We start from the raw sequence: 23,133 nt of genomic DNA, 5'->3' as shown, positions 1-23,133 counted from the left end.
GACCCGCCTGCCCCGGCGACCACTGATCTGAAGGCGCTGCGCTGGCTGCTGCCGGCCGCGGGCAGACCCGGGCCAGGATCGGCTGCCGGCAACAGAGCCTTCGGCTATCCTGCCGGCGAGATGACGACCCGAGTCCCGACCTCCGCCCTGCTCGACGACCTGCTGCGCGATGCCGATACCGAGCGCGTGACCTTGGGCTGGCTGGTGGACCGGCTGGGCGACCGCTCTTTCGGCTTGGTCATGCTGCTGCTGGCGCTGCTCGGGGCAATGCCGGGCGCATCCGCCGTCGTCGCCCCGCTGCTGGCCATCCTGGCGGTGCAGATGATGCTGGGCCATGCCGGACCGGCCTTTCCCCGCCGCGTCGCCGGGCGCAGCGTGCGGACCGAGGGGCTGACGCGCACCCTCCGCCGTGCCTCGACGGTGCTGCGCACCCTCGAAGGCTTCATCCATCCGCGCTGGCCGACGCCGTTCGAGGCGACCAAGCGCGGCGTCGGCCTCGTGGTGCTGCTGCTCGGCGTGCTGCTGCTGGCCCCGGTCCCCCTGAGCAACATCCCTCCCGCCCTGGCGATCGCCCTGCTCGCCATCGCCTATCTGGAGGAGGACGGGATCCTGCTCTGCGTCGCCCTCGCGGCCTCCGCCCTGCTGCTCGCCATCGCCGCCGGCGCCGTCTGGCAGACGATGGGTGAGCTGGGCTGGGTGCGGGGATTCTTCTAGCAGGGCGCGCCTACTCCCCCTGCTGCAGCAGCGAGCCGCGGTTGCGCGCGGTGCGGAAGCCCCGGAGGAAGGCGGCGCAGCCGAGGCCGAGCCAGATCACGTTGAGGCCGGCCGCGGCGAGGAAATGGGCCATGGCGAAGCCCTGGCCGTGCAGCAGGCCGCGCATGCCCTCGAACACATGGGCCGGCGGCAGCGCCAGGGCCACCCATTGCAGCCAGCCGGGCAGCACCGAGACCGGATAGTAGATCGCGCTGATCGGCGAGATGGCGAAGACGATGGCCCAGGCCAGCCCCTCCGCCCCCATGCCGTAGCGCAGGATCAGCGCCAGCACGACCAGCGCCACGGCCCAGCCGGTGACGATCAGGTTGACGAAGAAGGCCAGCAGCGGCAGGCCGAGCGAGAAGATGTTCCAGTGGTACAGCAGGATCGCCAGCAGCGCCGCCGGCACCACCCCGACCAGGGTGCGGATCAGGCTCATCGCCATCAGCGACGCCACCCATTCCCAGGGCCGCAGCGGGCTGACGAAGAGATGGCCGAGATTGCGGCTCCACATCTCCTCGAGGAAGGAGATCGACATGCCGAGCTGGGCCCGGAACAGCAGGTCCCACAGCAGCACCGCCGAGATCAGCACGCCCGCGGCCTGGGCCTGCCAGTTCATCGCCGGCGCCAGGCTCTCGGTGATCAGGCCCCAGACCACCATCTGCACGGTGGGCCAGTAGGCGAGCTCGATCAGCCGCGGGATCGAGCCGCGCAGGATGTAGAGGTGGCGCAGCATCACCGCGGCGATCCGGCCGCCGGCGGAGCCGCGCAGGGCGGGCGGAGAAGCGTGGGTCCCGCTCATGGCGCCGCCGGTCATTGCGCCGCCTGGCCCAGCGCGCCGCGGCTGCGGGCGATGTCGAGGAACACCTCCTCGAGGTCGCTGCGGCCGTATTTGGCGATGAGGTGGTCGGGCGAGCCCTGGTCGACGATCCTGCCGGCCTTCATCATCAGCACCTGGTCGCTCAGCCGCTCGACCTCGTCCATGTTGTGGCTGGCCAGGAGGATGGTCGCCCCGCGCTCGGCCCGGTAGCGCTCCAGCATGCCGCGCACCCAGTCGCCGGTGTCGGGGTCGAGCGAGGCGGTCGGCTCGTCCAGCAGCAGCAGCTCCGGCGCGTTGACCAGCGCCTTGGCCAGCGCCACCCGGGTCTTTTGCCCGGCCGACAATTTGCCGGACGCCCGGTCGAGGAATCCGGTCAGGTCCAGCAGCTCGGCCAGCTCGGCGATGCGGCGGCGGCGGTCGCGCACGCCGTAGAGCCGGGCGTAGACCGCCAGGTTCTCGCGCACCGTCAGCCGGTGCGGCAGATCGACATAGGGACTGGAGAAGTTCATCCGGGGCAGGACGGCCCAGCGGTCCCGCGCCATGTCGTGGCCGAGCACGGTGATGCGGCCGCCGGACGGCAGCAGCAGGCCGAGCAGCATCGAGATCGTGGTGGTCTTGCCGGCGCCGTTGCCGCCCAGGAGGGCGACGGTCGAGCCGCGCGGCACCACGAAGGAGATGCCGTCGACCGCGGGCGCGGCGCCGGGATGGAAGCGCTTGGACAGGCGCTCCGCTATGATGACGCCGTCGGAGAGCATGGAGCGAGAATGGACGGCCATTCCAAAAATGACCAGAGGCCCGAGAATGACCAGGGGGCCGGGGTCGATCCGGCGGCGGAGGCCGGGCGCAACCCGGCGCTGCGGCCGCTGCCGGAGGCGTCCGACGCGGTGCCCGGCCGGCGCATGCGGGCGCGGATCAGCCAGATCACCCTGATCAAGATCCGCTGGGTCGCCGTCGCCGGCCAGGCCGCCACCATCCTGTTCGTGCATTACTGGCTGGGCTACGAGCTGCCGCTGTGGCCGGCGCTGGCCATCGTCGGCATCTCGGTGGCGCTGAACGTCGCCGCCGTCGTCCAGGGCAAGTGGCGACTGCGGCTGGTGGAACGGGATGCGGCCCTCTATCTCGGCTACGACATGTGCCAGCTGGTGGCGCTGCTGTTCCTCACCGGCGGCCTTCTGAACCCCTTCGTGGTGCTGATGCTGGCGCCGCTGACGGTCTCGGCCACGCTGCTCAGCTACCGCAGCACGACGACGCTGACCGGCCTGGCCCTCGCCGGCGTCGTGCTGCTGGCCTTCTGGCACTACCCGCTGCCGGGCGGCATGCCCTCCAGCGGGTCGCCCTACCATCTCGGCGTCGGGCTGGCGATGGGCATCGCCATCCTGTTCGTCTCGAACTACGTCTGGCAGGTGGCGGCCGATGCCCGCCAGGTGTCGGACGCGCTCGGCGCCACCCAGCTGGCGCTGGAGCGCGAGCAGCGGATCTCGCTGCTGGGCGGCCTGGCGGCGGCGGCGGCGCACCAGCTGGGCACGCCGCTCGGCACCATCACCCTGATCGCGCGCGAGATGCGGCGCGACGTGCCGGCCGACAGCCCGATGGCCGAGGACATCGCCCTCCTGGAGCAGGAGGTCAACCGCTGCCGCGACATCCTGACCGAGCTGGCGCGGCGGCCGGAGCCGGACGACGAGGATCCGTTCCGGCTGATGAGCCTGCCGGCGCTGGCCGGGGCGGCGGCCGAGACCTACCTGCATTCCGAGAACCGGCGCCTGTCCATCACCGCCGCCGACGGCCCGCCGGGCCAGACGCTGGTGCTGCGGCGGACGCCGGAGCTGATCCACGGCCTGGGCAACCTGATCCAGAACGCGCTGCAATTCGCCCGAAACCGGGTCGAGATCAGCGCCGAATATGGACCGAAGACCGTGGTGCTGAAGATCGTCGACGACGGACCGGGCTTCCCGCTGGCCCTGCTGGGCCGGCTGGGCGAACCCTATGTCTCCGGCCGCGGCGAGGACAGCGACCATATGGGTCTCGGCATCTTCATCGCGGCCACGCTGCTCGAGCACAGCGGGGCCCAATTGTCCTTCTCGAATGGCCCGCAAGGGGGCGCGGTTATTGCAGTTGCGTGGCCGCGACACAAATTTGAGAGGAAAGAAAGGACCTGGGCATGACCATCACCCCTGCCACCCTGACCCCCGACCAGCCGGCGCCGCTGCCGGCGCGCGACGCGGCCAAGAGCCTGCTGATCGTCGACGACGACGTTGCCTTCCGCACCCGCCTGGCCCGCGCCATGGAGAAGCGGGGCTTCGAGGTGGTGACCGCCGACGGCCTGGCCACCGGCATCGACCTGGCCCGCCGCGTCGCCCCCGCCTTCGCCGTGCTGGACCTGCGGCTGGGCGATGGCAACGGGCTCGACATCGTGCCGGTGCTGCACGAGGCGCGGCCGGACAGCCGGGTGATCATGCTGACCGGCTACGGCAACATCGCCACGGCGGTGGCCGCGGTGAAGGCCGGCGCCGTCGACTACCTGGCCAAGCCGACCGATGCCGACCAGATCGAGGCGGCGCTGCTGAACCCGGACGAGAAGCTGCCGCCGCCGCCGGAGAACCCGATGTCGGCCGACCGGGTGCGGTGGGAGCACATCCAGCGCGTGTTCGAGCAGTGCGACCGCAACGTGTCGGAGACGGCGCGCCGGCTGAAGATGCACCGCCGCACCCTGCAGCGGATCCTGAACAAGCACGCCCCGCGCGGGTAGGGGCTGGCACTCTGGTTTCGGACCAGCCCCCGACGATCAGCCCGCCGCCTGCGGCAGCCGGGCCGTCGCCTCGATCTCGACCCGCATATGCGGCTGCACCAGCTGGGCGAAGATCGTGGTGTTGGCCGGCCGCGCCGCGTCGCAATGGCGGCGGATGATCGGCACGATGCGCTCGAACTCCGCCTGGCTCGTGACATAGATCACCACCCGCACCAGGTGCTCCAGCCCCGCCCCGGCCTGGCCGAGCGCCCAGGCGATGTTGCGGAAGCAGTTCTCGCACTGGCTCTCGACATCCTCCGGAAAGGAGAAGTCCTGCGGATCGAAGCCGGTGGTGCCGGAGACGAAGACCCAGCCGTCGGCCACCACGGCCCGGGCGTAGCCGGCCCGGTCCTCATAGGGCGAGCCGGTGAAGATGCGGGTTCCGATCATGGTCTGTCCTTTCGGTAAGCGTCAGAGATGGAGCGTGCCGCCGGCGACGGTGACGCAGCGGCCGCGCAGCTCGACCCGGCTGGAACCATCCGGGTTGGATTCAAGCCGCACCGCGATGCGGCTGGGGCGGCCGAGCGCGTGGCCCTGTTCGATCACGAGCTCGCCGGACGCCGGCACCAAGCCGCGTGAGGCGAGGTGCCAGGCCAGCGGGCCGGCGGCGCTGCCGGTCGCCGGATCCTCCCACAGCCCGACGGTCGGGTTGAAGAAGCGGGCATGGGCCGCAGCCTCAGGGTCGGCCGGGTCGAGGCTGTACAGGTAGCAGCCCTGCGCCCCGGCCCGGTGGAGCTCTGCCAGCAGGCGGGCCGCGTCCGGACCGGCCGCGGCGACCGCGGCGCGGTCGCGGGCCTGGACCAGGAGATGCGGCGCGCCGGTCGAGACCGTGCGGGGACCGGGCAGCAGGTCGTCGCCCCGCAGGCCCAGCGCCGCCGCCAGCGCGGCCGGTTCGGGATGCTCCGCCAGGGCCTGCGGCTCCCCCTGGGTCAGGCCGATCGCGGCCAGCCTGCCGCCCCGCGCCTCGACCGCGACCGGCAGCAGCCGGCCGCCGAGCTGCTGCCGCAGCGCCAGGCCCTCGCCGAGCGGGCCGAGCCGCCCCGATTCCGCCAGCCACCACCAGGCGCCGAGCGCGTTGTGGCCGGCGCCCGAGACCTCGGCCCCGGCCGGGGTGAAGGACCGCAGCCGGGCTGCCGCGTCGGGCTCGGTCGGCGCCAGCAGGAAGGTGGTCTCGGACTGGTTCAGCTCGCGCGCGATCCGGCGCAGCAGGTCGTCCTCCAGCCCGTCCGCCTCCGGCACCACGGCCAGCGGATTGCCCGCCAGCGGCTCGTCGGCGAAGACGTCGACCAGAAAGAACGGGAGGGTGCGCGGGACGGTCATCGGCGACATCCGGTTGAGCTGGCTTCAGCGGCCTCGATCCATAATTCGGTTGCAAGCCGGCCCGATCCAATCGAGATGTCTTCAATTGCTGTTGAGAAAATCTCAGGAGACCGCGATGGCCCTGCCCTCCCTGAACGCGCTGCAGGCCGCCGAGGCTGTGGGCCGGCTCGGCTCGCTCTCCCGCGCCGCGGCGGCGCTGGGTGTGACCCCGAGCGCGGTCAGCCACAGGTTGCGCGGGCTGGAGCAGCAGCTAGGCCTCGGCCTGTTCGAGCGGACCGAGGCCGGGCTGGTTCCGACCGCGGCCGGGCGGCGCCTGCTGCCGGGGCTGGGCGAGGGCTTCCAGCGCATCGCCGCGGCGGTGGCCGAGGCGACGGCGCAGGAGCGCGGCGCCGTGACCGTCACCTGCGGCCTGGCCTTCGCGGCGAAATGGCTGGTGCCGCGGCTGGTCGGCCTCGCCGCGCGCCATCCGGAGCTGGAGGTGCGGCTGGTCACCACCAGCCGGCTGGTCGGGTTCGACCGCGAGGACATCGATCTGGGCATCCGCTTCGGCCGCGGCCGCTGGCCCGGCCTGAAGGCCGAGCTGGTGGCGCCGCAGCCGCTGATCCCGGTCGCGGCCCCGGCGGTCGCCGCCGCCCTGGCCGACCCGGCGGCCGGGCCGGCGCGGGCGGTGGCGCTGATCGAGGACGAGCAGAGCCTGTTCGGCTGGGACGCCTGGCTGGCGGCCGGCGGCCCCGCCGCCCTCGCCGCCCATCCGCGCCGGCGCTTCCCCGACGCGTCGTTGGCGGTCGAGGCGGCTTTGGCCGGCCACGGGCTCTGGCTGGCCTGGCCGCTGCTGGTCGAGGAGGCGCTGGCGTCCGGCCGCCTGGTCCGCGCCTTTCCCGACAGCATCGACGCCGGCCTCGGCTACTGGCTGGTCTCCACCCCCGCCCGCTGGCGCCGCCCCGAGGTCGCCCGGTTCCGGACCTGGCTCACGGGCGCGCTCGGCGGCTGATGCGCGATCCGGCTGAAGCCGGGAACGGCGGCAGAGGGGCGGACAACGGGACCCGACCATCTCGCACGGGATGCTGCCCGACTGAATTCGGCTGCAGGGTGATCGTCCGAGATTCCTGGAATAGAAGGCGCCCGAGCATCATCATGATCAAGGCGCGTGAGGGCTCCCTCAGTCGACAGTGTCCCGGAACGTTGCCTCAGGGCATTTGTTTCATGCAGGAGCGGGAGCGGGCTGGACCCGATGCCGAGAGGCGAGATCAGGATGTTCAAAGTGTTGGAATATGCCGTCGCGGCCGCCCTCCTCCTGGCGCCGGCCGCCGCCATGGCCGATCCCTGGAAGGACGAGAGCGGCCACGGCTGGCGCGGCGGAGACTACAAGCAGGAATGGCGCGACGGCCGCTGCAAGTACGAGCGCAAATGGGATGACGGCGAGTACAAGGAAGAGGTGAAATGCGACGGGCCGCGCCGGTATCGGCCGCGGGGCTATTACGAGCGCCCGCCCGCCTACTACTATGAGCGCCCGCCCGTCGTGGTCGCCCCGACACCCCCGCCGGGGATCACCGTCACGATCCCGTTCGATTGATCGACGGGCGCCACCCGGGACATCGGTGACGTCCTCTCCGGCGGACCGTCGCCGCCTGCCGGATCCGCCCGCCCAGGCTTACGGCTTCTCTCCCGCCTCCCGGTTCCGGAACGCCGCCTCGCCGGCGTCCGACACCTCGACCCACCGCTTGTCGGGCGCCGCGCCCTCGACGTAGCTGTCGTGCCAGTTCCACCATTTGTAGGTCGGAGTCTGGGGATAGCCTTCGGGCGAATCCTCCCACACCTCCTGCCGGCCCAGCGGCGTGATGTCGAGGTAGTTCCAGGTGCCCCCCATCTGTTCGTCGCCGCGGTTGTTGATGAAGTAGGTGCGGAACACGCGGCCGGCGTCGCGGAAGAACACGTTGGTGCCGTGCCACTCGTCCACGCCGAAATCGGCGTCGAAGCCGTCGGTGATGGTGAACCACGGCATGGTCCAGCCCATCCGCGCCTTCAGCCGCGCGATGTCGGCCTGCGGCGCGCGCGAGACGAAGACCAGGGTGGTGTCGCGGGCGTTCAGATGGGCCAGGTGGGCGACCTGGTCGGCCACCATGGAGCAGCCGCGGCAGGCATGGTCCGGCCAGCCGAACACGCCCGGCTCGAAGAAGGCGCGGTAGACGATCAGCTGGCGCCTTCCGTCGAACAGGTCGAGCAGGCCGGCCTTGCCGGCAGGCCCCTCGAACACGTAGTCCGTCCTCACCTCCATCCACGGCATCCGCCGGCGCTCCGCGGCCAGGGCGTCGCGGGCGCGGGTGTGGGCCTTCTCCTTCACCAGCAGCTGCTGGCGCGCCGCCTCCCATGCCTCCGGCGACACCACCGGCGGCGTGCGCAGGACGGGCTGTCCGGTCCCGGCTGATGCGGTCATGGCTATCTCCTCCGAATTCGGGCGGATGCCTCGTGCCGAGGCGCATCGCCCGGTGTTGATCGTGAGATAGCTTGGGTCCGGGTGCCGGACAGCGGGAGTGACAAGTGTGGCGCGAGTCCGCTATTCGCCCGCCGCGGCCTGCATATCCATCCAGATCGGCTCGAAGACATGGCCGTCGGGGTCCTCGAAGCTGCGGCCATACATGAAGCCCAGATCCTGGCGCTCGCGGATGTCGGCCCTGCCGCCGGCGGCTGCCGCGGCCTCGGTGATGGCGTCCACCTCCGCCCGGCTGTCGCGCGACAGGGCGATCAGCATGCCGATCGCCTCCCGCGGCTTCGCCAGCGGCCGCGGCGCGAAGGTCTGGAAATAGTCCTGCGTCAGCAGCTGGAAGGTGATGGCGTCGGACCACACCATCGACGCGGCCCGGTCGTCGCTGAACTGCTCGTTCTTCTCGCAGCCGATCGCCTGGTAGAAGCGGATCGAGGCCGCGAGATCCGCCACCGGCAGGTTCACGAAGATCATCTTCGGCATGGCAACTCTCCTTGTGTCCGCGGTTTCGCCCTAGACCAGCGCCTGAACGATCGTGTCGCTGGGATGGATGCCGATCAGCTCGAGCCGACCGGCGCCGGTGTTCTCGAAGCGATGCGGCACATTGGCGGCGGCCACGACGATGTCGCCCGGATAGGCTCTCGTCGTCTCGCCGCCCACGGTGAACTCGGCCTTGCCCGTCCGGACCACCCAGGTCTCCGGATAGGGGTGCACATGCAGCGCCGATCCCTGGCCCGGCGCGGCGTCGACCAGGAAGAACGACACCTGGCTGCCGAAATCACGGCCCTCGAAGCGGACGGTCCGGCTCTGGCCCGGCTGCGGCTCCTGATGGCGACGAACCTGGAACATCGGGCTCCTCCCTCGTGCGCCGCCACAGCGGCAAGGTTATCTTCGTGAGAAGATATATGAGACAATATATCTTCTCGTCAAGATATATTGGCTGACCGCCCGGGAAGGCGTATGTCTCGCCCGGCGGTGCGCCGCGGGAGAGGGACGGATGACCGACGGAGCTGAAGAGACCGACGGCCAGGCGGATGGCGATCATGTCGACCGGCTGCGCCGGCAATGGGCACGGGAGCTGCCCGATCTGGACACCGGGCCGATGGCGATCCTTGGGCGGGCCTACCGGCTGTCGAACCTGGTGCGCGGCAGCATCGAGGCCACCTTCGCCGGCTTCGGCCTCGACCGCGGCGAGTTCGACGTGATCGGGACCCTGCGCCGGTCCGGGCCGCCCTATCGGCTGACGCCGACGGAGCTGTACACCGCGCTGATGATCTCGTCGGGCGGCCTCACCCACAGGCTGGACCGGCTGGAGAAGGCGGGGCTGATCCGGCGCGAGAAGTCTCCGCAGGACGGGCGCAGCGTGCTGGTGGTGCTGACCGAGGCGGGCGCGGCGCGGGCCGAGGCGGCCTTCCGCGCGGACATGGCCAAGGAAGCCGCCTTCCTGCAGGCCCTGGACCCGCAGGACCGCGCGGCACTCGCGGCCCTGCTGCGCAAGCTGATCGCCGGGATCGAGCGCGATCCGCCGCGCGGCGACGAGCCGCGCTGATCCGGGACGGCCCCGGAACAAGCGGCAGCGGAATTCGTTCTCACCTTCGCCCGCTACGGCGCCGCATCGGCGCTTGGCAGCGGGCGCCCGATTTGATCCACTGCGCGGGGCGAGGGAGAGACGACGGCGATGAACATCGGCGAGGCGGCGCGGCGTTCGGGCCTGCCGGCGAAGACGATCCGCTATTACGAGGAGATCGGGCTGGTCCGGCCGGACCGGCGCGACAACAACTACCGCGACTACGGGGCCCATACGCTGGAGGTGCTGCGCTTCCTGCGCCGGTCGCGCGAGTTCGGCTTCTCCATCGAGCAGTGCCGCGCCCTCCTGTCCCTGTACGAGGACCCGACGCGCTGCTCGTCGCAGGTGAAGGCCCTGGCCTCGGCCCGGATGGTCGAGATCGACGAGAAGATCCGCGAGCTGGAGGCGCTGCGGGAGAGCCTGGGCCGGCTGGTGCGCCGATGCCCCGACGACGCCGACCCCGGCTGCCCGATCATCGACGAGCTGGCCGGCGCGCCGGAAGGCCCGGTGGCGATCGCCGCAATGCGATGATCGAAAGCCTGTATTTCCCAAACCCCTTGGGCCCTGCGTCGCCTTGCGGTGAGTCGAATGAGGGCGCGGGCCACGAAGAGCGTATCGGGATATACGGTCGAGTGGCCCGCGCCCGCAGGCGGCCGCCGCAAGGCGACCCTGCGGGCCGTCGCCCCATGTCCGCAGGGTGCGTCGCCACGCTTGCCCGATGTGCTGCATCGCGCGGCGCGCGGCTCCTGCCCTGCGGGCATGGGACGGCGGCGCAGGACCCAAGGAGTTTGGGAAATGCAGGCTAGGCGGGCGCTGTTCCTCGTCAACCCGAAGGCCAGCCGGGCCGAGACCGGCCTGGATGCCGTGATCAGGACCCTGACCGATGGCGGGGTCGAGCCGGTGCGGCCGCTGCACGACGATGTCGACACGCTGATCCGGCGCCATGCCGCCGCGGTCGAATGCGTCATCATCGGCGGCGGCGACGGCACGCTGAACCATGCCGCCCCGGCCCTGATCGAGACCGGGCTGCCGCTCGGCATCCTGCCGCTGGGCACCGCCAACGACCTGGCGCGGACGCTGGAGCTGCCGGCCGACCCGGTGGCCGCCGCGCAGGTCATCGTCGACGGCCGGATGCGCAGCATCGATCTGGGCGAGGTCAATGGCCGGCCCTTCTTCAACGTCGCCAGCCTGGGCATGAGCGTCGAGCTGGCGAAGTCGCTGGACGGCGGCACCAAGAAGCGCTGGGGCCGCTTCGGCTATGCCTTGGCCGCGCTGCGGCTGGTGCGGCGGCTGAAGCGCTTCTCGGCCGAGATCCGGGCCGATGACGGGCGGGTGATCCGCGGCAAGAGCATCCAGATCGCGGTCGGCAACGGCCGCTTCTACGGCGGCGGCATGAGCATCGCCGAGGACGCGGCGCCGGATGACGGCATGCTCGACGTCTATTCGATCGAGGTCGACCACTGGATGTGGCTGGCGCTGATGTACCCGTCCTTCCGCGCCGGGCGGCACGGCCGCTGGGACGAGGTGCACGCCTTCCGCTGCCGGTCGGTCGAGATCCGCACCCGTCGGCCGCGCGACGTCAACACCGACGGCGAGGTGACGACCCAGACCCCGGCCCGGTTCCGGGTGCTGCCCAGGGCGGTGCGGGTCTACACCCCGCTGCTGATCGCCCCGGCCGTCACTCCTCCGCCGGCACCGGCCGCGGCCGGCTGACCGCGAGCAGCCACAGGCTGCCGAGGATGGCCGCGACCAGCGACCCGGCCAGCACGCCCATCTTGGTCGCCGCCTGCAGCGCCGGGTCTTCGAAGGCCAGGGCGCCGATGAACAGGCTCATGGTGAAGCCGATGCCGGCCAGCACCGAGACGCCGCCGAGCTGGGCCGTGGTCGCCCCGGCCGGCAGCGCCGCGACGCCGAGGCGGATCGACGCCCAGGCGGCGACGCCGACGCCCAGCGACTTGCCCAGCACCAGCCCGGCGGCGATGCCGAGCGGCACCGGCTCGAGGAAGCTCGACAGGCTGGCGCCGGCGAAGGAGACGCCGGCATTGGCGAAGCCGAAGACTGGCACCACCAGAAAAGCGACGACATCGTGCAGGCTGTGCTCGAGCCGCAGCAGCGGCGGCTCGTCCTCGTCCTCCGCGGTGCGGTCGAGCGGCACCAGGAACGCCAGCACCACCCCGGCCAGCGTGGCGTGCAGGCCGGATTTCAGCACGAACAGCCAGACCACGGCGCCGACCACCAGATAGGGCCACAGCGCCTGCACCCTGAGCCAGTTGAACAGGCCCAGCACGGCCACGCCGGCCACGGCCCAGGCCAGGAAGGGCAGCGAGATGTCGCCGGTGTAGAACAGGGCGATGATCACCACCGCGGCGACGTCGTCGATGATCGCCAGCGCGGTCAGGAACACCTTCAGCGACACCGGCACCCGGCTGCCCAGCAGCGACAGCACGCCGAGGGCGAAGGCGATGTCGGTCGCGGCCGGGATCGCCCAGCCGCGCAGCGCCACAGGGTCGCCGACATTGATCACGGCGTAGATCAGGGCCGGCAGGACGACGCCGCCGAGCGCGGCGATGCCGGGCAGCATCAGCGTCTCGCGCGACGACAGCTCGCCCTGCAGGATCTCGCGCTTGATCTCGAGCCCGACCAGCAGGAAGAACACCGCCATCAGCCCGTCATTGACCCAGTGCAGCAGCGTCTTCTCGAGCGCCAGGTCGCCGATGCGCAGCCCCATCGGCAGGTGCAGCAGGCCGTCATAGGCGCCGGCCAGCGGCGAGTTGGCGGCGATCAGGGCCAGCACCGCCACCGCCATCAGCACGATGCCGCCCGCCGCCTCGATCTCGAGGAAGGAGCGGATCGCCGAGATCGGCTTGCGGACCAGCCAGGTCTTCACGGTCTCGGGCATCGGCTCCTATCCGGCGTCGTGTCGAGGACGACAAATTGGGCGATAGCCAGAGCTGGCTCAACCGGAATCGGGGTGAAGCTCACCTATCCGCAGGATCGGATTGTGCCATTTTTATCCTCCCCCTCCCCTTGCGGGAGGGGGTAGGGGGAGGGGTTTGGCACCGTCGGACCGATGTCGAAGGACCAGCCCAGTCCGGCAGCGGCCCTTATCACCTCGCGCCGGCTCTCCTCATCGACACCCCCCCGCCCCCTCCCGCGAGGGGAGGGGGAGAGTAAAAGGCCAGATCAGCTCACACCGTCCTTGGCATCACCGCCCCCGACACGGCAGTGTCGCGCATGGCCCGCCCTCCCCGCCGCCCGCCCGCGCTCGACGACGCCGCCCTGGAGCGGGCGGCGCTGGACTATCTCGGCCGCTACGCCGCCTCGACCGGCCAGCTGCGCCGGGTGCTGCAGCGCCGGATCCGGCGCGCCCTGCAGGCCGGGGCCGAGGTCGATGTCGAGGCCGTGCAGGCCCGGATCGCGGCCCTGCTCGACCGCATGGCCCGGTCGAAGCTGCTGGACGACGCGCAATTCGCCGAGATGCGGATCGCCGGCCTGGCCCGGCGCGGCCGGTCCACCCGCGCCATCCGGGTCAAGCTGCGCGAGGCCGGCATCGACGAGACAGTTGCGGACGCGGCCCTGTCCCTGTATGGCGGCGCGCCCGGGGACGATCCGGACCGGGCGGCGGCGATCCGGCTGGCGCGCCGGCGCCGGCTGGGGCCGTTCCGGGCCGAGGCCGAAAGGGCCGCGCACCGGATGCGCGACCTGGCGGCGCTGGCCCGGGCCGGCTTCGCGCCCGGCCTGTGCCGGGCGGTGGTCGACGCGCCGGACGCGGCGGCGCTGGAGACGGCGGAGGACTGAGTCCGCCGTCGCAAGGGGCCATGGTGGTGCATTGACGTTCGGAAACGCGCTTCGGATAGTGCATTCCGAACATGGTCGGGGCAGGGGAAGACGGATGCGGCGACGCACATATGTCCTGGCGATCGACCAGGGGACGACATCGACCCGGGCGATCGTGTTCGACGCCCAGGGCCGGCCGGTGGCCAGCGCGCAGCGGGAGCTGCGCCAGATCTATCCGGCCGACGGCTGGGTCGAGCACGATCCGGAGGGGATCTGGGCCGACACCGTCTCGGCCTGCCGCGACGCCGTCGCCCGGGCCCGGCTGACCGCCGACCACATCGCCGCGATCGGCATCACCAACCAGCGCGAAACGGCGGTGCTGTGGGACCGCCAGACCGGCCGGGCGCTGCACTACGCCATCGTCTGGCAGGACCGGCGCACCGCGGGATTCTGCCGCGAGCTGGCGGCGGCCGGGCACGAGACCGCGGTGCAGGCCAAGACCGGGCTGATCATCGATTCCTACTTCTCCGCCACCAAGCTGACCTGGCTGCTCGACACCGTGCCCGATGCGCGGCGGCGGGCCGAGGCCGGGGAGCTGGCCTTCGGCACGGTCGACAGCTTCCTGCTGTGGCGGCTGACCGGCGGCCGGGTGCATGCGACCGACGCCACCAACGCCAGCCGCACCATGCTGTTCAACATCCGGACCCAGGACTGGGACGACGACCTCCTGGCCCTGTTCCGGATCCCGCGCGCGATCCTGCCGGAGGTGCACGACAACGCGCATCATTTCGGCACCACCGACAAGATCCTGTTCGGCGCCGCGATCCCGATCACCGGCATGGCCGGCGACCAGCAGGCCGCGACCTTCGGCCAGGCCTGCTTCAAGCCGGGCATGATCAAGTCGACCTACGGCACCGGCTGCTTCGCCCTGCTCAACATCGGCGACAAGCCGAAGATCTCGAAGCACCGCCTGCTGACCACCACCGCCTACCGGGTGAACGGCCGCCCGACCTATGCGATCGAGGGCGCGATCTTCAGCGCCGGCGCCACCATCCAGTGGCTGCGCGACGGGCTGAAGATCATCAAGAGCGCGGCCGAGAGCGAGACCCTGGCCCGGTCGGTCGAGGATTCCGCCGGGGTGTATCTGGTGCCGGCCTTCACCGGCCTCGGCGCGCCGCATTGGGACCCCGATGCGCGCGGCACGATCCTGGGGCTGACCCGGGATTCGACCTCGGCCCATATCGCCCGCGCGGCGCTGGAGGCCGTGGCCTTCCAGACCCGCGACCTGATGGAGGCGATGACGGCGGACGGCGGCGCCCGGCCGCAGGCGCTGCGCGTCGACGGCGGCATGGTGGCGAACGACTGGCTGTGCCAGATGCTGGCCGACATGCTGGACACCCCGGTCGAGCGGCCGAAGGTGATCGAGACCACGGCGCTGGGCGCGGCCTATCTCGCCGGCCTGACCGCCGGGGTCTACCCCTCGGTCGAGGCCGTCGCCGAGGCCTGGCAGCGCGACCGGCTGTTCGAGCCGTCGATGCCGGCCGGCACCCGCAGCCGGCTGTACGAAGGCTGGCAGAAGGCCGTGCGGCGGGCCCGGGGGGCCCCGCGCTGACGGTCCGACGGGGCGCGTTTGCGCGTCCCGATGCGCGGATACGAAAATAGTCGCAAAAGACCCGGCGCGCTGGCATGGTGCGGGAATGCGGCGCCCCTGAGAGCGCCGGGCCACAATATTCGGCCAAACACACGGGGAGAGAGTCGCCATGAAACTGCGCCTTGCCACGGCCGCCGCCGCCGCGGCCCTGACCCTCAGCCTGCCCGCCCTCGCCGCCACCGAGATCCAGTGGTGGCACGCCATGACCGGGGCGAACAACGAGGTGGTCGAGACCCTGGCCAAGGAGTTCAACGACAGCCAGGCCGATTACAAGGTCGTGCCGGTGTTCAAGGGCACCTATCCGGAGACGCTGAACGCCGGCATCGCCGCCTATCGTGCCGGCCAGCCGCCGCACATCCTGCAGGTGTTCGACGCTGGCACCGGCACCATGATGGCGGCGTCCAGCGCCGTGGTCCCCGTGGCCAAGGTGCTGCAGGCCGACGGCGTGACCTTCGACAAGTCGCAGTATCTCGGCGGCGTGGTCAGCTACTACAGCACCGCCGACGGCGAGCTGCTGTCCTTCCCCTACAACAGCTCCTCGCCGATCCTCTACTACAACAAGGACGCCTTCAAGAAGGCGGGGCTGGACGAGAACGCGCCGCCCAAGACCTGGCCCGAGCTGTTCGATGCGGCGAAGAAGATCAAGGCGGCAGGCTGGGCCTGCGGCTTCACCTCGACCTGGCTGACCTGGATCCAGCTCGAGAACTTCGCCGCTTGGAACAACATCCCCTACGCCACCCTGCAGAACGGCCTGGCGGGGCTGGACCCGCAGCTGCTGATCAACAGCGACCTCAATGTCCGCCACTTCCAGACCATCGCCGACCTGCAGAAGGCCGGCGTCTTCTCCTATGGCGGCCGCACCTCCGAGGCGAAGACCAAGTTCACCAGCGGCGAATGCGCCATGCTGACCGAATCCTCGGGCGGGCTGGGCGACGTGGTGAAGTCCGGCATCAACTTCGGCACCGGCACCCTGCCCTATTATCCGGAGGCGGCGGGCGCGCCGCAGAACACCATCCCGGGCGGCGCCAGCCTGTGGGTCCTGGCCGGCCATCCCGAGGCCGAATACAAGGGCGTGGCCAAGTTCTTCGAGTTCCTGTCGCAGACCCCGATCCAGGCCCGGCTGCACCAGAAGTCCGGCTACCTGCCGATCACCATGGCGGCCTATGAGGAGACCAAGAAGTCCGGCTTCTACGACAAGAACCCGGGCCGCGAGATCCCGATCCTGCAGATGATGGGCAAGGCGCCGACCGACAACTCCAAGGGCGTGCGGGTGATCAACCTGCCGCAGGTCCGCGACATCATCAACGAGGAGCTGGAGCTGATGCTGAACGGCCAGCAGGACGCCAAGACCGCGCTGGACAAGGCGGTCGAGCGCGCCAACGCCGCGATCAAGGAAGCCGCGGACCTGTAAGCCGCGCATGAACCGCCGCGCGATCTTTCCGAACAGGGTCCTGCCCTATCTTCTGGTGGCGCCGCAGATCGCGATCACGCTGGTGTTCTTCTTCTGGCCGGCCGCCCAGGCGATCCGCCAGTCGATGCTGCGCGAGGATCCCTTCGGCCTCCGGACCCGCTTCGTCGGGCTGGACAATTTCGGCCGGGTGCTGGCCGACCCGGCCTATCTGAACTCGCTGCAGGTCACCGTCGTGTTCTCGCTGGCGGTCGCGGTCTCGGCCCTGGTGGTGGCGCTGCTGCTGGCGGTGATGGCCGACCGGGTGGTGCGCGGCCAGGGCCTGTACCGCACCCTGCTGCTGTCGCCCTACGCCATCGCCCCGGCCATCGCCGGCATGCTGTGGCTGTTTCTGTTCAACCCGTCGATGGGCACGCTGGCGGTGCTGCTGCGCCAGGCCGGCTTCGACTGGAACCCGCTGCTGAACGGCGGCCAGGCGATGACGCTGGTGGTGGCCGCGGCCGCCTGGAAGCAGATCAGCTACAACTTCCTGTTCTTCCTGGCCGGGCTGCAGGCGATCCCGAAGAGCCTGATCGAGGCCGCGGCGATCGACGGCGCCGGGCCGGCCCACCGCTTCCGCACCATCGTCTTCCCGCTGATCTCGCCGGTGTCGTTCTTCCTCTTGGTGGTCAACACCGTCTACGCCTTCTTCGACACCTTCGGCATCATCCACGCCGTGACCTCGGGCGGCCCGGGCAAGTCGACCGAGATCCTGGTCTACAAGGTCTACAACGACGGGTTCGTGAATCAACAGATGGGTGTCTCGGCCGCGCAGTCGGTGATCCTGATGGCGCTGGTGATCGCGCTGACCTTCGTCCAGTTCCGCTATGTCGAGCGCCGGGTGCATTACGCATGATCGAGAACCGCCCGCTCGGCACCCTGCTGGCCCATTTCGTCCTGATCGTCGGGATCGCGCTGGTCGCCTTCCCGGTCTACTACACCTTCATCGCCTCGACCTACCCGACCCGGGCGATCCTGTCGCCGCCGCTGCCGCTGGTGCCGGGCGGCGAGTTCCTGGCCAATTACGGCGGCGCGCTGTTCGGCGGATCGGGGCGGATCGGCGGCGTCGACATGGTCCGGGTGCTGTGGAACACCACGGTGGTCGCGCTGGCGATCGCGGTCGGCAAGATCACCATCTCGCTCTTGTCGGCCTACGCCATCGTGTTCTTCCGCTTCCCGCTGCGGCTGGTGTTCTTCTGGATGATCTTCGTCACGCTGATGCTGCCGGTCGAGGTGCGCATCGTGCCGACCTACCAGGTCATCGTGAATCTCGGCCTGCTCGACACCTATGCCGGGCTGACCGTGCCGCTGATGGCCTCGGCCACCGCCACCTTCCTGTTCCGCCAGTTCTTCCTGACCGTGCCGGACGAGTTGGTGGAGGCGGCGCGGATCGACGGCGCCGGGGCCCTGCGCTTCCTGCGCGACATCCTGCTGCCGCTGTCGCGCACCAACATCGCGGCGCTGTTCGTGATCACCTTCATCTACGGCTGGACCCAGTATCTCTGGCCGCTGCTGGTGACCAACGACAACGCCATGAACACGATCATCATCGCCCTGCGAAAGATGATCTCCTTCACCGACGCCGACACCGAATGGAACCTGGTGATGGCGACCACCATCCTGGCCATCATCCCGCCGGTGGTGATCGTTCTGCTGATGCAGAGATGGTTCGTGAAGGGCCTGATCGAGAGCGAGAAATAATGGCCACCGTCGAGATCCGCCAGGTCCGCAAGACCTATCCCGGCGCCGCGCAGGAGACGATCAAGGGCATCGACTGCGCCATCGCCGACGGCGAGTTCCTGGTCATGCTGGGCCCGTCCGGCTGCGGCAAGTCCACCCTGCTGCGCATGGTGGCGGGGCTGGAGAGCATCGGCGGCGGCGAGATCGCGATCGGCGGCCGGGTGGTGAACAGGCTAGAGCCCAAGGACCGGAACATCGCCATGGTGTTCCAGAACTACGCCCTGTACCCGCACATGTCGGTCTACGACAACATGGCCTACGGGCTGCGCATCCAGGGCCTGCCGAAGGCCGAGATCGACCGGCGGGTGCGGGAGGCGGCACAGACGCTCGAGTTGTCGGCCCTGCTGGAGCGCAAGCCGCGGCAGCTGTCCGGCGGCCAGCGCCGGCGCGTCGCCGTGGGCCGCGCCATCGTGCGCGAGCCCGCCGTGTTCCTGTTCGACGAGCCGCTGTCCAACCTGGACGCCAAGCTGCGCACCCAGATGCGGATCGAGATCAAGCGGCTGCAGTCGCGGCTCGGCGTCACCAGCCTGTACGTCACCCACGACCAGGTCGAGGCCATGACCCTTGCCGACCGGATCATGGTGATGAATGGCGGCGCGGCCGAGCAGGTCGCCCCGCCGCTCGACATCTATCTGAAGCCGGCCTCGGTCTTCGTCGCCGGCTTCATCGGCTCGCCCTCGATGAACTTCCTGCCGGCCGAGGTCGCGGCGGACGGACGCGGCGTGGTGCTGCCCGGCGGCCAGCGCGTCGCCACCCAGCGGGCGGCGGGGCTGGGCGGGCGGAAGGTCCTGGCCGGCATCCGGCCGGAGCATCTGGACCTCGACGGCGCGTCCGACCCGGAGCACCGGCTGGAGGTCGCGGTCGGGCTGGTCGAGGCGCTGGGCGCCGATACGGTGGTGCATGGCTGGTTCAGCGACGGCGCGACGCTGCTGGCCCGGCTGCCCGGCGTGGTGCCGGTGCGCGGCGGCGACCGCCTGGCCTTCGCCGTGCCCGAGGACCAGTTGCACCTGTTCGACCCCGACACCGGGCGCGCCCTCGGATAAAAAGGGGCCGGGCATGCAGCCCGACCCCGATCATCAAACCGCTGCCCTCAGCGGATGGTCAGCGCGCCCTTGAACAGCGGGCTGCGCCTGGCCGAGGCGGCGCGCTTGGCGGCCGAGGCCGCGAACTCCCCGGTGTCGACCACCGGGTCGCGCCGCATCCCGAACACGATGACCGAGTTCGCGATCGCGTCGCTGAACTGGTCCAGCGCCGTGTTGCTGATGTTGGCGATGCCGTCGCAGGGCGCGTGGTAGCAGGCGTCGTAGGGCTGGCCGGCGGTGCCGCCATAGATCCGCGCCTCGGCCTCGCTCTTGACGTTCTCGGCGCCGCTGAACAGGCCGCCGGCCGGAATGCCGACCTCGATGAACGGGCCATAGTCGGACCGGCCGTCGAAGGCGGTGGGGCTGGTGGCGAGGTTCTTCTGCGCGAAATGCGCCAGGAACACGTTCTCGATCAGGCCCGAGCCGTCCGGGCCCGCATCGGGCGTGTCGGAGCCGTTGCCGTCATAGACGAAGCGCACGAAGTTCGGCGATCCGACCATGTCGAAGTTCAGGTTCAGCAGGATCTTCGCTTTCTCGGCGTCGCTCAGCGTCTCGACATAGTGGGTCGAGCCGAGCAGCCCGAGCTCCTCGGCGCCCCAGAAGGCGAAGCGCACCTTGTTGCGCAGCAGCAGCTGGCGGCGGCCGACCTGCTCGGCGACTTCCAGGTTGGCGGCGGTGCCGCTGCCGTTGTCGTTGATGCCCGGGCCGACCTGCACCGAATCGAGATGCGCGCCGACCGTGACGATCCTGTTCGGGTTGCCGAACCAGGTGTCGGCGATGACGTTCCAGGTCGTCCGCGGCTCGTTGATGGCCTCGACCTTGATGCGGACGGTGACCGGGCCGGACTGGGCCTGGGTGTACAGCTCGTTGCCGACCTCGAAGCTGGCGAAGACCCCCGGATACGGCCGGGGCGCGCCGAGGCCCACGCCCTCGACCACCTCGGTCCGGCCCGGCTGGCCTTCGTTGAAGAAGATGACCCCGACGGCGCCGGCCGCCTCCGCCATCTCCGCCTTCTGGGCGAAGGTGCAGGTGCCGCGCTGGATCAGCGCGATCGCCCCGGCTGTCTCCGGCGGATAGTCGGCGGCTTCGCAGCCGCTGGCCGAGCTCGGCTCCGGCGTGGGCGGCAGGACGATGTTGTTGGTCGGCACCACCCGGGCGGTGACCTCGCCCGAGAGGGAGTAGAGCGCGGTCGCGAAGTCGGTGTGGTGCGCATAGGTCCGCGGCGACGGCGACACCCGCGCGAACTCCGGCGTGCCGGTCTCCTGGAAGAAATCGAACTGGAACGGCTGGACGGTGACCCGGTAGCCGGCGCGCTGCAGCCGCTGCTTCACATAGTCGACCGAGGCCTTGTAGCCCGGCAGGCCGGCGGCGCGGTTGCCGCCATGGGCGGTGGCGATGGCCTGCAGCGCGGTCAGGTGCTGGCGGATGCCGGTGACGGTGACCGCCCGCTGCAGGTCGGCGCTGATCAGCGCGGTGATCAGGTCGCCGATCAGGCCGCGCTGGGCGGCGGCCGACGGGGCGGCACTGGTGGTTGCGGCCAGGGTCGAAGACGCAGGGATCGCGATGGCGGCCGCCAGCAAGGCGGCCGCCAGATGAGGCAGTTTCACGATGGTCCCCCTTCAAGTCGTTGCGGTGGGGCTTATGGCCGCCCGGATCGCAATCGAATGGCCGTGTTCCGGCCAGCCTCCCCACTTGGGTCAGCACTGTCCAGCATCCTCCGGAAACACGTCAATGGAATTGTTGAATCTTCTTTTAGACTGTATTTGCAGAAATTTGATGGAGTCGAAATTTAGCCTGACAAATCTGCAGGTTTCGGGTCTCAGTCGAGATTTTGCCTGACAAATTACTATCTCCGTTAAAATAGAACGGGGTCCGGACGTCGCCGTCCGGACCCCGAACCCATCTTTCTGCCGCCTTGCGTCAGCGGATCATCAGCGGGCCCTTGTACAGCGCGCCCTTCGTCGCCGTCCGGGCGATCCGCTTGGCGGCCGAGGCGGCCGGCCCGGCCGGGTCGACCACGGGGTCGCGCCGCTGGGCGAACACCACGACCGAGTTGGCAATGGCGTCGCTGAACTGGTCCAACGCCGCGTTGCTGATATTGGCGATGGTGTCGCAGACCTCGTGATAGCAGGAATCATAGGGCTGGCCCGCAGTGCCGCCATAGATCCGCGCTTCGGCCGCCGTCTTGATCCCTTCCGCGCCGCTGAACAGGCCGCCGGCCGGGATGCCGGCGTCGATGAACGGGCCGTAGTCGGACCGGCCGTCGAAGGCGGTGGGAGCGGTGGCCAGGTTCTTCTGAGCGAAATGCGCCAGGAAGACGTTCTCGATCAGCCCCGAGCCGTTCGGGCCCGGATCCGGCGTGTCGGAGCCGTTGCCGTCATAGACGAAGCGCACATAGTTCGGCGAGCCGACCATGTCGAAGTTCAGCATCGCCTTGATCTTCGCGCGCTCGGTGTCGCTGAGCGAGGCGACATAGTGCTCGGAGCCGAGCAGGCCGAGCTCCTCGGCGCCGAAGAAGATGAACCGCACCTTGTTGCGCAGCAGCAGCTGCCGGCGGCCCAGCTGCTCGGCGACCTCGAGATTGGCGGCGGTGCCGCTGCCGTTGTCGTTGATGCCCGGGCCCGCCTGCACCGAATCGAGATGCGCCCCGACCACCACGACCGTGTCCGGCCGTCCGAACCAGGTCTCGCCGATGACGTTCGAGGTGGGCCGGATCTCGGACAGCGTGTCCGTGGTGATGTGCACCGTCACCGGGCCGGCCTGGGTCTGGGCATAGAGGTCGGCGCCGACGTCGAAGGTAGCCTTCAGCACCGGGATATCGATCGGCACGTCCATGGCGGCCGTCGGGTAGAGATCGGTCCGGCCGGGCTGGCCTTCGTTGAAGATCACCACGGCCTTGGCGCCGGCCGCCTTGGCGTTGGCCGCCTTGACGCTGAAGTCGCAGGTGCCGCGCTGCACCAGCGCGATCTGGCCGGACACCGCGGCCGGAAAGTCCGCCGGCTCGCAGCCGCTGGTCGAGTTCGGCGCCGGCGCAGGCGGGATCTCGATGTCGTTGGTCGGCACCAGCCGGCCGGTGACGTCGCCCGATCCCGAGAATGGCATCGTGGTGAAATCGGTGAGGTCGACGAAGGTCTTCGGGGTCGGCGTCAGCTCGGCGAAGGTGCCCGGATTGAGCTCCTGGTAGAACGGGATGTCGAAGTTCTGCACGGTCACCCGGTAGCCGGCGCGCTGCAGCCGCTGCTTGAGGTAGTTGACCGTGGCGATGCTGCCGGAGGTGCCGGCGGCACGGTTGCCATCATGGGCGTCGGCGATCCGCTGCAGCGCGGCGAGGTGCTGGCGGATGCCGTTGACGGTGACCGCCCGCTGCAGGTCCGCGCTCATCAGCGCCGTGATCAGGTCGCCGAGCGGGTTGCCCAGCGACAGAGTGCTGGCGGAGGCCTTGGTGATCGCGGCCCCCGATTGGGCCAGGGCGGAAGACACGGGAAGGGCGACGACGGACGCCAGTGCGGCGGCCGCCAGATGACGCAGTCTCACGATGGGTCCCCCTTGTGTGTTGCGGTGGGGCTTGTGGCCGCCCGGATCGCAAACAAATGGCCTCGGTCCGGCCAGCCCCCCACGTTGCAGCACTGTCCGGCAGCGCCGGGACAGTCGTCAACATTACAGATTTAGATCAATTTGCTTGGAATGTCCTTCAATCACTTGATGTTAT

At 70.2% G+C, this 23,133-nt stretch carries 24 protein-coding genes; 14 read left to right on the top strand and 10 right to left on the bottom strand.

The window, feature by feature from the left end:
- The first annotated feature begins 120 nt into the window (after positions 1 to 120).
- Complete coding sequence (locus LG391_RS29335; RefSeq protein WP_225771738.1) at positions 121 to 714, top strand: exopolysaccharide biosynthesis protein; 594 nt, start codon at positions 121 to 123, stop codon at positions 712 to 714.
- A 10-nt stretch (positions 715 to 724) separates the two neighbouring features.
- Here the strand turns inward: LG391_RS29335 and LG391_RS29330 are convergent, their stop codons facing one another.
- Both LG391_RS29330 and LG391_RS29325 read right to left on the bottom strand, forming a co-directional pair.
- Positions 725 to 1,555 (bottom strand): ABC transporter permease, encoded by an 831-nt coding sequence (locus LG391_RS29330; protein ID WP_225771736.1) that lies wholly within the window; start codon positions 1,553 to 1,555, stop codon positions 725 to 727.
- Positions 1,556 to 1,566: 11 nt separating this feature from the next.
- Positions 1,567 to 2,349 carry an ABC transporter ATP-binding protein gene (locus LG391_RS29325; RefSeq protein ID WP_225771734.1) on the bottom strand — a complete coding sequence of 261 codons (783 nt, stop codon included), beginning with the start codon at positions 2,347 to 2,349 and terminating at the stop codon, positions 1,567 to 1,569.
- Between LG391_RS29325 and LG391_RS29320 the strand changes: the two genes are divergently transcribed.
- Positions 2,338 to 3,735 carry an ActS/PrrB/RegB family redox-sensitive histidine kinase gene (locus LG391_RS29320; protein ID WP_225771733.1) on the top strand — a complete coding sequence of 466 codons (1,398 nt, stop codon included), beginning with the start codon at positions 2,338 to 2,340 and terminating at the stop codon, positions 3,733 to 3,735. The genes LG391_RS29325 and LG391_RS29320 overlap by 12 nt on opposite strands.
- Entirely contained in the window at positions 3,732 to 4,319 is a 588-nt protein-coding gene (locus tag LG391_RS29315; protein ID WP_225771731.1) for an ActR/PrrA/RegA family redox response regulator transcription factor, read from the top strand. The genes LG391_RS29320 and LG391_RS29315 overlap by 4 nt, the downstream gene beginning before the upstream one ends.
- A gap of 36 nt (positions 4,320 to 4,355) precedes the next feature.
- Here LG391_RS29315 and LG391_RS29310 read toward each other — a convergent pair whose 3' ends face one another.
- Positions 4,356 to 4,748, bottom strand: coding sequence for a RidA family protein (locus LG391_RS29310; protein WP_225771729.1), 393 nt, complete (start codon positions 4,746 to 4,748; stop codon positions 4,356 to 4,358).
- 21 nt (positions 4,749 to 4,769) lie between these two features.
- Positions 4,770 to 5,678, bottom strand: a complete 909-nt coding sequence (locus LG391_RS29305) for a PhzF family phenazine biosynthesis protein (RefSeq protein WP_225771727.1) — start codon at positions 5,676 to 5,678, stop codon at positions 4,770 to 4,772.
- 115 nt (positions 5,679 to 5,793) lie between these two features.
- Between LG391_RS29305 and LG391_RS29300 the strand changes: the two genes are divergently transcribed.
- Both LG391_RS29300 and LG391_RS29295 read left to right on the top strand, forming a co-directional pair.
- Positions 5,794 to 6,669 (top strand): LysR substrate-binding domain-containing protein, encoded by an 876-nt coding sequence (locus LG391_RS29300; protein ID WP_225771725.1) that lies wholly within the window; start codon positions 5,794 to 5,796, stop codon positions 6,667 to 6,669.
- A gap of 261 nt (positions 6,670 to 6,930) precedes the next feature.
- The gene (locus LG391_RS29295; protein WP_225771723.1) at positions 6,931 to 7,251 is read left to right on the top strand and encodes a hypothetical protein; all 321 of its coding nucleotides are present in this window, start codon (positions 6,931 to 6,933) and stop codon (positions 7,249 to 7,251) included.
- A gap of 78 nt (positions 7,252 to 7,329) precedes the next feature.
- Here LG391_RS29295 and LG391_RS29290 read toward each other — a convergent pair whose 3' ends face one another.
- The 3 genes from LG391_RS29290 to LG391_RS29280 form a co-directional block, all read right to left on the bottom strand.
- A complete protein-coding gene (locus tag LG391_RS29290; RefSeq protein WP_225771721.1) occupies positions 7,330 to 8,112 on the bottom strand; it encodes a thioredoxin family protein in 783 nt (260 codons plus the stop codon).
- 120 nt (positions 8,113 to 8,232) lie between these two features.
- The gene (locus tag LG391_RS29285) at positions 8,233 to 8,643 is read right to left on the bottom strand and encodes a VOC family protein (protein WP_225771719.1); all 411 of its coding nucleotides are present in this window, start codon (positions 8,641 to 8,643) and stop codon (positions 8,233 to 8,235) included.
- A 30-nt stretch (positions 8,644 to 8,673) separates the two neighbouring features.
- Positions 8,674 to 9,009, bottom strand: coding sequence for a cupin domain-containing protein (locus LG391_RS29280; protein ID WP_225771717.1), 336 nt, complete (start codon positions 9,007 to 9,009; stop codon positions 8,674 to 8,676).
- A gap of 148 nt (positions 9,010 to 9,157) precedes the next feature.
- On the opposite strand from LG391_RS29280, the gene LG391_RS29275 reads away from it, so the two are divergent.
- The 3 genes from LG391_RS29275 (at position 9,158) to LG391_RS29265 (ending at position 11,440) form a co-directional block, all read left to right on the top strand.
- Complete coding sequence (locus LG391_RS29275) at positions 9,158 to 9,709, top strand: MarR family winged helix-turn-helix transcriptional regulator (RefSeq protein ID WP_225771715.1); 552 nt, start codon at positions 9,158 to 9,160, stop codon at positions 9,707 to 9,709.
- 129 nt (positions 9,710 to 9,838) lie between these two features.
- Positions 9,839 to 10,258, top strand: coding sequence for a Cu(I)-responsive transcriptional regulator (cueR, locus tag LG391_RS29270; protein WP_225771714.1), 420 nt, complete (start codon positions 9,839 to 9,841; stop codon positions 10,256 to 10,258).
- Between the two features lie 264 nt (positions 10,259 to 10,522).
- On the top strand, positions 10,523 to 11,440 hold the full coding sequence (locus LG391_RS29265; protein WP_255646921.1) for a lipid kinase: 918 nt from the start codon (positions 10,523 to 10,525) through the stop codon (positions 11,438 to 11,440).
- Here LG391_RS29265 and nhaA read toward each other — a convergent pair.
- Positions 11,406 to 12,626 carry a Na+/H+ antiporter NhaA gene (gene nhaA / locus LG391_RS29260; protein ID WP_225771712.1) on the bottom strand — a complete coding sequence of 407 codons (1,221 nt, stop codon included), beginning with the start codon at positions 12,624 to 12,626 and terminating at the stop codon, positions 11,406 to 11,408. The two genes, LG391_RS29265 and nhaA, sit on opposite strands and share 35 nt — an antisense overlap.
- Before the next feature lie 335 nt (positions 12,627 to 12,961).
- Here nhaA and LG391_RS29255 point away from each other — a divergent pair, with 335 nt between their 5' ends.
- From LG391_RS29255 to ugpC, 6 genes are all read left to right on the top strand, one after another.
- Positions 12,962 to 13,525, top strand: a complete 564-nt coding sequence (locus tag LG391_RS29255; RefSeq protein ID WP_225771710.1) for a RecX family transcriptional regulator — start codon at positions 12,962 to 12,964, stop codon at positions 13,523 to 13,525.
- A 94-nt stretch (positions 13,526 to 13,619) separates the two neighbouring features.
- Positions 13,620 to 15,116 carry a glycerol kinase GlpK gene (gene glpK / locus LG391_RS29250; protein WP_225771708.1) on the top strand — a complete coding sequence of 499 codons (1,497 nt, stop codon included), beginning with the start codon at positions 13,620 to 13,622 and terminating at the stop codon, positions 15,114 to 15,116.
- Between the two features lie 148 nt (positions 15,117 to 15,264).
- The gene (gene ugpB / locus LG391_RS29245; RefSeq protein ID WP_225771706.1) at positions 15,265 to 16,566 is read left to right on the top strand and encodes a sn-glycerol-3-phosphate ABC transporter substrate-binding protein UgpB; all 1,302 of its coding nucleotides are present in this window, start codon (positions 15,265 to 15,267) and stop codon (positions 16,564 to 16,566) included.
- Positions 16,567 to 16,573: 7 nt separating this feature from the next.
- Positions 16,574 to 17,458 carry a sn-glycerol-3-phosphate ABC transporter permease UgpA gene (gene ugpA / locus LG391_RS29240; RefSeq protein WP_225771705.1) on the top strand — a complete coding sequence of 295 codons (885 nt, stop codon included), beginning with the start codon at positions 16,574 to 16,576 and terminating at the stop codon, positions 17,456 to 17,458.
- Positions 17,455 to 18,303 carry a sn-glycerol-3-phosphate ABC transporter permease UgpE gene (ugpE, locus tag LG391_RS29235; RefSeq protein WP_225771703.1) on the top strand — a complete coding sequence of 283 codons (849 nt, stop codon included), beginning with the start codon at positions 17,455 to 17,457 and terminating at the stop codon, positions 18,301 to 18,303. Before ugpA ends, ugpE begins: the two co-directional genes overlap by 4 nt.
- Positions 18,303 to 19,385, top strand: coding sequence for a sn-glycerol-3-phosphate ABC transporter ATP-binding protein UgpC (gene ugpC, locus LG391_RS29230; RefSeq protein ID WP_225771701.1), 1,083 nt, complete (start codon positions 18,303 to 18,305; stop codon positions 19,383 to 19,385). The genes ugpE and ugpC overlap by 1 nt, the downstream gene beginning before the upstream one ends.
- Positions 19,386 to 19,432: 47 nt before the next feature.
- Here ugpC and LG391_RS29225 read toward each other — a convergent pair whose 3' ends face one another.
- Together LG391_RS29225 and LG391_RS29220 are read right to left on the bottom strand one after the other, a co-directional pair.
- Positions 19,433 to 21,031, bottom strand: a complete 1,599-nt coding sequence (locus LG391_RS29225) for a M28 family metallopeptidase (protein ID WP_225771699.1) — start codon at positions 21,029 to 21,031, stop codon at positions 19,433 to 19,435.
- 313 nt (positions 21,032 to 21,344) lie between these two features.
- The gene (locus tag LG391_RS29220) at positions 21,345 to 22,958 is read right to left on the bottom strand and encodes a M20/M25/M40 family metallo-hydrolase (protein WP_225771697.1); all 1,614 of its coding nucleotides are present in this window, start codon (positions 22,956 to 22,958) and stop codon (positions 21,345 to 21,347) included.
- Positions 22,959 to 23,133 lie beyond the last annotated feature (175 nt).

It is taken from the genome of Inquilinus sp. Marseille-Q2685, from assembly GCF_916619195.1.
Classification (GTDB): domain Bacteria; phylum Pseudomonadota; class Alphaproteobacteria; order DSM-16000; family Inquilinaceae; genus Inquilinus.
This window is presented reverse-complemented; position numbering and strand designations above follow the sequence as displayed.